The following is a 10,285-nucleotide window of genomic DNA, read 5'->3' on the forward strand; positions in this document are numbered from 1 at the left end:
GCCAAGGCGCTGATGCGCCGGGCGACGCTGACGCGCGAATGGATGCTGTTCTTCGAAAAATACGCGGTGGTGCTGACGCCGGTCTCCGGCGAATTGCCGTTTCCTGACCATCTCGATCGCAAGGACGAGGCGTCCTTCAAGCGGGTCTGGGATGCGCAATTGCCGCAGATCGCGATTCCCTTCATGGGACTGCCGGGCCTCGTGGTCTCCACCGGTCTCGTCGGCAAGGCGCCGGTCGGTGTGCATGTCGTCTCCGGCCGTTATCGGGAGGACCTCTGCCTGCTCGCCGGCGAGGCGATCGAGGCGGGCGGCGTGCCGCCGTCACCGATCGATCCCGTGGGCTAAAGGACAACGATGTCGGCGATCTACGATTTCTCGGCCAACTCGCTTCTCGGCGAGGAAGTGCCGCTGCGACGCTTCGAGGGACAGGTGCTGCTGATCGTCAACACGGCGAGCAAATGCGGCTTCACCCCGCAATATCGCGGGCTCGAGGACTTGCACCGCGACCTCAGTCCGCGTGGCTTCACGGTGCTCGGCTTTCCCTGCAACCAGTTTGGCGGCCAGGAGCCGGGCAAGGCAAGCGAGATCCAGGAGTTCTGCTCGACCAATTACGACGTCACCTTTCCGCTATTCGCCAAGATCGACGTCAACGGCGCCAATGCGCATCCCCTCTATGAGTACCTGAAACGTCAGCAATCCGGCCTGTTAGGTGCCTCCATCAAATGGAATTTCACGAAATTCCTGGTGGACCGTGCAGGCAAGGTGGTGGCGCGTTATGCGCCGACCGCGCGGCCCGAGGGGCTGCGCCAACAAATCGAGACACTGTTGTGAGCGAGACAATCATGAGCGACGAATTCCCGGACCGCCTGTCGGTCGATCCGAACAGCCCGTATTACAACGCCGATATCCTGGCGCGCGACGTCGGTATCCGCTTCAAGGGCATCGAGAAGACCAATGTCGAGGAATATTGCATCAGCGAGGGCTGGGTCCGCGTCACCGCCGGCAACGCCAAGGACCGCCACGGCAACCCGCTGACCATCAAGGTGCACGGTCCCGTTGAGCCGTATTTCAGGGATAAGAAATAAGCTCGGCGCGTTCTATCCGCTCGTCATTGCGAGGAGCGAAGCGACGAAGCAATCCAGAATCCTTCCGCGGAGACAGTCTGGATTGCTTCGCTTCGCTCGCAATGACGAGGTTCCTATCAAGCAATGAAGGCTGAGACCCATGGTCCGCATCGTCGACGTCCGCGAGATCACCAAGCCGATCTCCTCGCCGATCCGTAACGCCTATATCGATTTCACCAAGATGACGACGAGCCTGGTCGCCGTCGTCACCGACGTCGTGCGTGACGGCAAGCGTGTCGTCGGCTACGGCTTCAACTCCAACGGCCGTTACGGGCAGGGCGGGCTGATCCGCGAGCGCTTCGCCTCGCGTATCCTCGAGGCCGATCCGAAGTCGCTGCTTGATGCAGCCGGCGACAATCTCGACCCGGACAAGGTCTGGACCGCGATGATGACCAACGAGAAGCCCGGCGGCCATGGCGAGCGCTCTGTCGCGGTCGGCACCATCGACATGGCAGTGTGGGATGCGGTGGCGAAGATCGCTGGTAAGCCGCTGTTTCGCCTGCTCGCCGAGCGTCACGGCGTCAAGGCCAATCCGCGCGTGTTCGTCTACGCTGCCGGCGGCTACTACTATCCCGGCAAGGACCTCTCGATGCTACGCGGCGAGATGCGCGGCTATCTCGATCGCGGCTACAACGTCGTCAAGATGAAGATCGGCGGCGCGCCAATCGAGGAGGATCGCACGCGCATCGAAGCGGTGCTGAAGGAGATCGGCAAGGACGCGCAGCTCGCGGTCGATGCCAACGGCCGCTTCGATCTGGAGACCGCGATCGCCTACGCCAAAATGCTGCGGGACTATCCGCTGTTCTGGTACGAGGAGGCGGGCGATCCCCTCGACTATTCGCTGCAGGCTGCACTCGCAGAATTTTATCCGGCAGCGATGGCGACCGGCGAAAACCTGTTTAGCCACCAGGACGCTCGCAACCTGATCCGCCATGGCGGCATGCGGCCCGATCGCGACTGGCTGCAATTCGACTGCGCGCTCTCCTACGGCCTCTGCGAATACCAGCGCACGCTGCAAGTTCTGAAGACCCATGGCTGGTCGCCCAGCCGCTGCATCCCGCATGGTGGCCACCAGATGTCACTCAACATCGCAGCCGGCCTCGGCCTTGGCGGCAATGAAAGCTACCCCGATCTGTTCCAGCCCTATGGCGGCTTCCCCGACGGCGTGCGCGTCGAGAACGGCCACATCACCATGCCGGACCTCCCGGGCATCGGATTCGAGGGCAAGTCGGATCTCTATCAGGAGATGAAGGCGCTGGCGGAGTAGCCCGGCTGTGGCAACACATTCCGTCATTGCGAGCGCAGCGAAGCAATCCAGGATCTCTCCGCTGATGCGGTCTGGATTGCTTCGTCGCAAGGGCTCCTCGCAATGACGGCGTGGGGAGAAGGTGCGTCCTACGACAGCCGCATATCCAGCAGCCGCCGTTCGCCCTTGAGCAGCTTCTTCACCGCGCTCGATGCCACGACCGTGCCGTCGTTGGCATAGGCCTCGTGGTTCTTCTCGATGTCGTCGAGGCGGTAGAGATAGTTGACCATGACGCCGGCGGATTCGCGCAGGCCCTTGGGCGAGAGGTCTCCCAGCCAGTTGATGCGCTCGAGCCGGGCGCCGTTGCCGAGATGGAAGCGGGCGACCGAGTCGATCAGCCGGCCCTTCGACGTGCGCGCCTTCAGGAAATAATAGGCGGCGAGCGGCTCGATCACGGCGCGCAGCTGCGCGGTCAGCTCCGCATTATCGAACCATTTCGGCTCGTCGAGATGCTTCAGCATTTCGCGATCTTCGTCCGACAACGGCAGGTCCTTGTCCTGCTTCAGCCATGGCATGAAGCCCGGCACCGGCGACAGCGTCACGAAGGTGTCGAGCTTGGGCAGCTCGCGGCGCAGCTCCTCGACGACCTGCTTGATCAGGAAGCTGCCGAAGGAAATGCCCCCTAAGCCCCGCTGGGTGTTCGAGATCGAGTAGAACACGGCGGTGCGCGCGCGTTCGATCGGCACCGGCTCGCGGTCGACCGCGAGCAGCGGCGCGATGGCGCCGGGGATCGTCTCTGTCAGCGCCACCTCGACGAAGATCAGGGGTTCGTCGACCAACGCCGGATGGAAGAAGGCGTAGCAGCGGCGGTCGACCGGATCGATACGGCGGCGCAAATCGTCCCAGTCGCTGATCTCGTGCACGGCTTCGTAGCGGATGATCTTTTCGAGGATGTTGGCCGGTGTCGACCAGTCGATCCTGCGCAGCACGAGAAACCCCCTGTTGAACCACGAACTCAAGAGATGCACGACGTCGCGATCGAGCGCGGCGAGATCAGTGTGCCCGTTCATCATGCCGAGCAGGTCGGCGCGCATGGCCACGAGATCGCCGGTGCCGCCGGGCGCACGATTGAGGCGGCGGATCAGTTCCTGCCGCCGCGGCTCCGAAGCGAAATGCAGGTCGCTGGCGTCCTCGTCGCTCGGCTGGGTGCGCCATTTCTCGACCGTCTGGGCAAGCTTCTCGCGGTCCGGGCCGAAATCGCGCACCAGCGCCGCGAAGAAGGCGCGGCGTCCGGTCGCATCGAGGTCCTGATAGTGGTCGAGCACCTCGCGCGCCATCGCGGTGCCCGAGGCCTCGCCTCGGCCCGACAGCAGCGCCTCGCAGAGCTCGATCAGGCCGTCGGCGTCCTGTCTTGTGTCCGAGGCGTCACCGCGGCGAAGCAGCGTGCGGCCGCGCTCGGAGATGGTGGTGAGCAGGTCGGAGAAAAAGGCGTTGGCCATCTGGGCTTTTCGAATCCGGTTTGTGCAGTGCAGAAGCTTACACGGGATTTAGGCGGAAGCCGATCACAATCAAGCGCTGGCAATGCGCCAAGTGAAGCGATGCTATGCCGCCAAGGGGAAACTGTCATGCCCCGCGAAGGCGGGGCATCCAGTACGCCGCGGCCTATCGGTTCAATCACTGCCGTCTCTGGAATACTGGATTGCCCGCTTTCGCGGGCAATGACAGCGTGCTCGTGGTCAATCCTTCCGCGCAAACTCCGTCGGCGTCCGTCCCGTGACCTGGCGGAAGGCGGCGGAGAAGGCGGGGACGCTGGCATAGCCGAGCTGGGCGGCGAGCTGCTTGACCGAGACTTCGGCATCTGTCGACAGTCTTTCGATCGCGGCCGCGATGCGGGCACGCTGGCACCAGCTCTTGAAGCTGAGCTGCGTCTCGGAGGAAAACAGCCGTGACAGCGTGCGCGCGGAGGTTCCGACCTCGTGCGCGAGCGCCTCGATCTCATGGTTCCCGGTCGGATCGTCCAGCACGATCAGGGCGGCGCGCCTGCAGCGTGGCTCCCGCGGCAGCGGCACGAAGGTCGCGGAATCTTCGGCCTGGTGCAGTTCCAGCATCACCAGGCGAACCAGCAGCTCGGTGCGCTCCGACGTATTGCGAGAATCGAAGAGCGCCAGGATCGCCTGGTGCAGCAGCGGCGACACCCGCACCACGAACTCCTTGGTGAGCCCCTTGGCGCGCTGCTCGCGCTTCAGCCAGGGCAGGTCGAAATAGAGGGTGCGCATCTCGATGTCTGCGAGCACGTCGATGGCGTGTTCGAGGTGGGCCGGGACCCAGACCGCGCGATCCGGCGGCACCAGCCAGCGTCCCTTTGGCGTGGTCACCTGCATCGTGCCTTTTGCGGCATAGACGAGCTGCGCCTCGCGGTGCATGTGCGGGTCGAGCCGCAGGCCCTTGGGGTAGTCGCGCGCGACGAGATGCACGCCCGCGGTCGAGCGGTGGCTTCCGCGCACTTCCCGAATTGGCGTTTCGACGACAGTCATTGGCGGCATCCCGTCATGGCTCCGACATATAACCGATTTCGGGATAGGAGAGGATTCGCACGTCATGAATAGTCCCGGCCGGGTGATCGGTTTCGTTAACGCCGCCCATTTTATCGATCACTATGCGATGCTGATCTTCGCCGCCGCCGTGATCATCATGGGGCCTGCGCTCGGCATGGCCTATTCCGAGCTGCTGCCTTACGCGACGCCGGGATTCATCGCCTTCGGCGCGGGATCGTTGCTCACCGGTTGGCTCGGCGACCGCTGGAGTCGCCGCCACATGATGGTGATCTTCTTCATCGGCATCGGCGCCTCGATGATCTCGGTCGGCTTCGTGCAGACGCAGGTCGAGCTCGGCGCGGCGCTGCTCGCGATCGGCATCTTCGCCTCGATCTACCATCCCGTCGGCACCGCGATGATCGTGTCCTATGCCGACAGGCTCGGCCGCGAGATGGGACTGAACGGCGTCTGGGGCAATCTCGGCGTTGCGTCGTCCGCACTGGTCACCGGCGTGATCGGGCAATATCTCGGCTGGCGCTTTGCCTTCATTGTTCCGGGGCTCGTCACGGTGCTGATCGGCATCGCCTTCGCGATGACCGTCGTGCATGAGGATCGCAAGGGCAGCAGGCAGGCGGCCGCGCAGGCGCGCGTCGCCAAGCAGGACATGTGGCGCGTGGTCCTTGCGCTGCTGATCGTCGTGATCGCGATCTCGACGACATTCAATGCGGTCACGGTGGCGCTGCCAAAGTTGTTTGCGGAGCGGCTCGCCGATCTCACCAGGAGCCCGGCGCTGTTAGGGGTCATCGCAGCCTGTGTCTACGTGTTCGGCGCGATGACGCAGTACACGATCGGCCGGCTGCTCGATCATTATTCGCTGAAGACGGTGGCGTTGCCGCTGTCCTTCATGCTGGCGCCGTTCCTGTATCTCGCGGCGAGCCTGTCCAACCTGCCGCTGATCGTGGTCTCGATTGGCATCGTCATGGGCGCGTTCGGGCAGGTCACGGTGAACGACGCCATGGTCGGCAAGTACACCACCGAGGAATGGCGCTCGCGCGCCTATGCGGTGCGCTATTTCGTCGGCTTCACCGCGGCCGGCGCGTCCGTTGGCCTGGTCGCCTGGCTCTACGAGCAGGGCGGTTTCGTCACCATGCTGCGCGCCTTCGCCGCGCTCTGCCTGCTCGCCATCGCCGCTGCGATCATCCTGCCGCGCGAGATCCGCACCCCGTTCTCGCAGGCCACCTGAGGCGTGCCACGCCGGCGACGCTCGCTGGCTGATCCGGTTACCCCTCAATGGCGGCCATACCGAGCACTTCGGGAATCGACGTGACGAGCCAAAACCGGAAGTAGCCACTCGGCGGTTCGACATTTGACAACCTCTGTGTCACTCATTCGGGAAGTCCTGCTTTACGCAGACCCTCGATAAATATTTGGAGCTTCGACGAACTGGTGCGGGCCACCCATTCAGCGATGCGAAAATTGGGTTCGAGCTCAAGCATGCGGGCAACTGCCTCTTTCGCTTCTGCTTCGCGTCCGAGATGCGCCAAGGCCACCGCGAGGCAGCGATAGACCATCGAAGAAACGTGGTTCCTGCGAAGGGCTTTCCTTGCAAACTCGACCGCCTCGTCGAAGCGCCGAAGGTCAATGCAGGCAATGCCCATTCCCGTGAACATCAGGAAAATCCAGGGGTCGACGGGGCTCAGGCGGATGGCGCGCTCGATACTCCGGAGTGCTTCGTCAGGCTGCCCAATATGCCGATAAGTCAAGCCTCTCCTGTGCCATGCATTCGCTGAATTTGGATTGAGAGCGACGGCCCGGTCCACCAGTTCGATAGCAGCGTCGATATCGCCAGAGAAAGCCGTTACGCGACCAGCGATGGCCAGCGCCTCCGGGTCATTCTCGTCAACACTGAGTGCCAGTCGCGAAAGCCGCGCCGCTTCTTCAATCGTTGACTTCGGATCGATGGCCCATCCATGACTGATATTGTGAAGATGGCAGCTTGCTGCAAACGACGCCGCAGCACCATACCGAGAGTCGATCTCCAAGGCACGATACAACAGCTGGAGGGCCTCTGCTGAGCCCTCGCGGGTACCAGAATAAAGCCGTGGTGCGGCTCGGAGATGGAGGTCATAAGCGCTGAGGTTGTCTGGCCGCCGCCGCGTCGCCAGTTCGATTTCAGCCTGCAACAATCTCGGCGCGATTGCGGAGACAACCCTCTCCGTCATCTGGTCTTGAAGAGCAAAGATATCGCTTAGGTCGCCTTCAAAGCGATCCGCCCAAAGGTGGGACCCGATCGCCGCATCGATCAATTGGCCGGTAATGCGGACTTTTCCGGCAGCTTTACGGACACTACCTTCAAGAACGTAGCGTACGCCAAGCTCGCGCCCGACCTGTTTGATATCGACGGCTCTGCCCTTGTACGCAAAACTCGAATTACGCGCGATGACGAACAGCGCCTTGAACCGCGAGAGCGCTGTCGTGATCTCTTCGACCATTCCGTCAGCAAAATACTCCTGCTCCGGATCGCCGCTCATGTTCTGGAACGGCAGAACCGCGATAGAGGGCTTGTCGGGAAGAACGAGAGTTTGACTAGTCTCGGCCGACGGTTTCGTCGGCGGTACCAACGAAGAGCCCGCGTCAATCCGACAACGCCAGGCACGCATAGGTTCAGCAATATTCTTCAGCGTTTGCGGTCCCATATCCTCGAGAGCAAGATCGACCTTGCCGCGGATCTGCCGGTGGGCATCATCGGAAATGCAGATGCCGCCGGGCTCTGCTAGTCCTTCCAGACGCGCCGCGATGTTGACGCTGTCGCCAAATATGTCGTTTTCATCGACGATAATGTCGCCGACGTGAACACCGATCCGAAATTCAATCCTCTTGTGCTGTGCTACGTCGATATTTTGAGCCGCCATACCGCGTTGGACTTCGGCGGCGCACCGGGCCGCGTCTACTGCGCTGGCAAACTCGACCAGCATGCCGTCGCCCGTCGTCTTGACGATGCGGCCCCGATGCGCGGCGATGGAGGGATCGAGTAGCGTCTTTCGGAACGATTTCAGGTTGGCGAGCGTGCGTTCCTCATCGAGGCCCATCAGACGGCTATAACCGGCCACGTCTGCCGCCAGCACCGCTGCCAGTCGCCTTTCCACGCGCTCGCTACTCAATATCAACCCCATATTCCGGGGAAATGATGCCTACATAGCAGAAATTGTAGGCCGATGTCTGGCTAGACCCATGTCCGATCAGGCTAGGCACATGTCCGAAACGGGGCAATCGCGTCGATATGGCCACGTCCGCTCTCTCGTCCGCCACGCGCAACACCGGACATCACCACGTTCGTCCGAGAGCCGTCTGCTGGTCGCGAGAGCCAGAGGCGCAACGGGGGCCGGCCGGCGCTGCGCATCATGTCTCGCGAGGAATCACGTACAGCAGATGAGGCAGTATGATTTCCGGCGAGAAGAAAAATGGTACTTCGCCGATCCTGATGGCTCCCATCCGCTCATAAAACCCTTCCGCTGAGGGTTCGGCAGAGATCATGAGGGCGCCGGCTTTTATCTCTTTTGCGCGAGCTACAGCCGCCCGGAAAAGAACTCGACCAATCCCGCGTTTCCAATGCGCCGGGTCAACAAAAAGGTGGTGAAGCTGCGCAATTCCTTGCAGCGCGGTCGGCGTCACCGAGACAACGCCGACGACTTCGCTGGAGCTATCTCGTGCCACCCGAACAAAATCCCCACTAATCAATGGTAGAGTGATCGTAAGCGCGGGCATCGATCGGTCGACGAACGCTTCGTCGTAGCCCGCATGCATCGTGGCGCGCACACAGAGGCGCGTTAGCTCACGTTGTTCGTCGGGCTTGGCCCCGCGCACCGTAAAGATGTCCACCGCACAGCCTTCCGTTTCCCAGCCGTAAGCTTAATTGAATTGAGCATCGCTTGCGGACGACACATTCAAGGCTCTGGTCCAGGGCAGCAGCGCGAGCGTCAACCTGTTCCTCAACGGCTGGCGCAAACAGGACGCCACGCTCTGTGACAGGGCGATCGAGCTGAGTGCGAGTGCCACGAATTATGGCATCTTGATCAGGCGCAATGGAATATCCGGTATCGTCGACTGCTGGAGGTCGCGGTACCAGGAGTGCCGCCGCGCCGGCACGGAAGGAAAGCGGTTGGCGCGTTTAGCTGGCGACGTTTACACCTTTGTTCTGTTCAACGTTCTTGAATCAATCGCGCTCATTCATCTGGGTGAATGGCGCGAATTGCGACGTGAAATCACGGCCGGCCTCGAACTGGCCATCAGGAACGCGAACGGCCCCAGCAGCGCATTGTGCCGGCTGACGCTTGCGTGGTTGCACGTCGAAGCGATGGATTTTGAAGGAGCCCGGGAGATCTGCGAAAGCGTCGACGATGGTCTGCTGGTCGGCGATCAATCGACATACTTCCACAAGCGGGCCGTCCTTGCGAAGGCCTATGTCGGCCTGAACGATCCGTCGGGAGCTCGCAGGCAATTTGACGATATTGAGCGCCGCAGGCATGAAGAAGGCATCGACATCGAATTTACCGCCGCGACGCAGGTGTATCTTTGCCTTGGCGAATATTACTTGCAGGTTGACGACTATACGCAGGCTCAGAGCTGTGCACGTCAGCTCCACGACTATGTGGCAACGGCTCCAGATCTCAATCACCTGGCCCAGGCCCACGGACTGCTCGCGCGTACTGCGCTTGCCTTGGGTGATTCAGCGGAGGCTCGGTTGCACCTGTCCCGCGCGCTGGAGATCGTCGACAGGGCCGACTTCCCGATTGCTTCCTGGCGGGTGTACCGCACTGCCGCCGAGATCTTCGCGAAGTACGGAGACGTCGACAGGGCGGCCACGTATCGCTTGCGATTTGTCGAGACTGTCCGAAGGCTCGCGCAAAATTTCGAACCCGAGGATCGGCTGCACAAGAGCTTGCTCGCTGTGTTAGCAACGCGAACAGCGCAACTGGAAGCGATGACCTCGCTGCCGTCGCGGCCCGCTTAGCCGACGGGGCTTGCCGACGCGTTTGAGAACGACGTCCTCGATACCGGCTGGCGGGTTGTGCGTCGCTTTGGAAGTACCGCCAAAGCGAACGTCGGCTCCGCATCCAAAGTGCACGCGCATCATCCGCACTTGATGTCTGCTTTCGGCCTTGGCTGTGTGAAAACGCCGAGGCGCTTGGTGGTGATAGAAGAAGTTATGCGTCCAAGACTGTCCTAGCACTCAAGGTCGAAAGCGCACTCAACTAGAAAAGCGAATTGAAGAATGTAGTTCTCGCCGGGCTTCGATCTTTCGCGTTTTCACACAGGTGCGCCGGGAGACCGGCAAGGAGTAGGTGGTGCAAGTCCACTACGATGAAGGAATAGCGAACCGC

General features: G+C 61.9%; 10 protein-coding genes. 6 read left to right on the forward strand and 4 right to left on the reverse strand.

Annotated elements, in window-relative coordinates:
- From Q2941_RS48560 to tarD, 4 genes are all read left to right on the forward strand, one after another.
- A partial coding sequence (locus Q2941_RS48560; protein ID WP_458197116.1) for an amidase family protein occupies window positions 1-345 on the forward strand: 345 nt, incomplete at its 5' end.
- 9 nt (window positions 346-354) lie between these two features.
- Window positions 355-831 carry a glutathione peroxidase gene (locus Q2941_RS48565; RefSeq protein WP_027522467.1) on the forward strand — a complete coding sequence of 159 codons (477 nt, stop codon included), beginning with the start codon at window positions 355-357 and terminating at the stop codon, window positions 829-831.
- 11 nt (window positions 832-842) lie between these two features.
- Window positions 843-1,085, forward strand: a complete 243-nt coding sequence (locus tag Q2941_RS48570; protein ID WP_029674077.1) for a DUF3297 family protein — start codon at window positions 843-845, stop codon at window positions 1,083-1,085.
- A gap of 139 nt (window positions 1,086-1,224) precedes the next feature.
- Window positions 1,225-2,391: a D(-)-tartrate dehydratase gene (tarD, locus tag Q2941_RS48575; RefSeq protein ID WP_035661998.1), complete on the forward strand. Its 1,167-nt coding sequence runs from the start codon at window positions 1,225-1,227 to the stop codon at window positions 2,389-2,391.
- 128 nt (window positions 2,392-2,519) lie between these two features.
- On the opposite strand, the gene Q2941_RS48580 is transcribed toward tarD, so the two are convergent.
- Window positions 2,520-3,869, reverse strand: a complete 1,350-nt coding sequence (locus tag Q2941_RS48580; protein WP_027522465.1) for a malonyl-CoA decarboxylase — start codon at window positions 3,867-3,869, stop codon at window positions 2,520-2,522.
- 237 nt (window positions 3,870-4,106) lie between these two features.
- Entirely contained in the window at window positions 4,107-4,904 is a 798-nt protein-coding gene (locus Q2941_RS48585) for an AraC family transcriptional regulator (protein ID WP_035661996.1), read from the reverse strand.
- Between the two features lie 64 nt (window positions 4,905-4,968).
- Here Q2941_RS48585 and Q2941_RS48590 point away from each other — a divergent pair, with 64 nt between their 5' ends.
- Window positions 4,969-6,147, forward strand: coding sequence for an MFS transporter (locus tag Q2941_RS48590; protein ID WP_458197117.1), 1,179 nt, complete (start codon window positions 4,969-4,971; stop codon window positions 6,145-6,147).
- 142 nt (window positions 6,148-6,289) lie between these two features.
- On the opposite strand, the gene Q2941_RS48595 is transcribed toward Q2941_RS48590, so the two are convergent.
- Both Q2941_RS48595 and Q2941_RS48600 read right to left on the reverse strand, forming a co-directional pair.
- On the reverse strand, window positions 6,290-8,065 hold the full coding sequence (locus Q2941_RS48595; protein WP_458197118.1) for a tetratricopeptide repeat protein: 1,776 nt from the start codon (window positions 8,063-8,065) through the stop codon (window positions 6,290-6,292).
- A gap of 238 nt (window positions 8,066-8,303) precedes the next feature.
- Window positions 8,304-8,783: a GNAT family N-acetyltransferase gene (locus Q2941_RS48600; RefSeq protein ID WP_458197119.1), complete on the reverse strand. Its 480-nt coding sequence runs from the start codon at window positions 8,781-8,783 to the stop codon at window positions 8,304-8,306.
- 280 nt (window positions 8,784-9,063) lie between these two features.
- On the opposite strand from Q2941_RS48600, the gene Q2941_RS48605 reads away from it, so the two are divergent.
- On the forward strand, window positions 9,064-9,915 hold the full coding sequence (locus Q2941_RS48605) for a tetratricopeptide repeat protein (protein ID WP_458197120.1): 852 nt from the start codon (window positions 9,064-9,066) through the stop codon (window positions 9,913-9,915).
- Window positions 9,916-10,285: the final 370 nt, after the last annotated feature.

This window comes from Bradyrhizobium sp. UFLA05-153 (genome assembly GCF_054185185.1).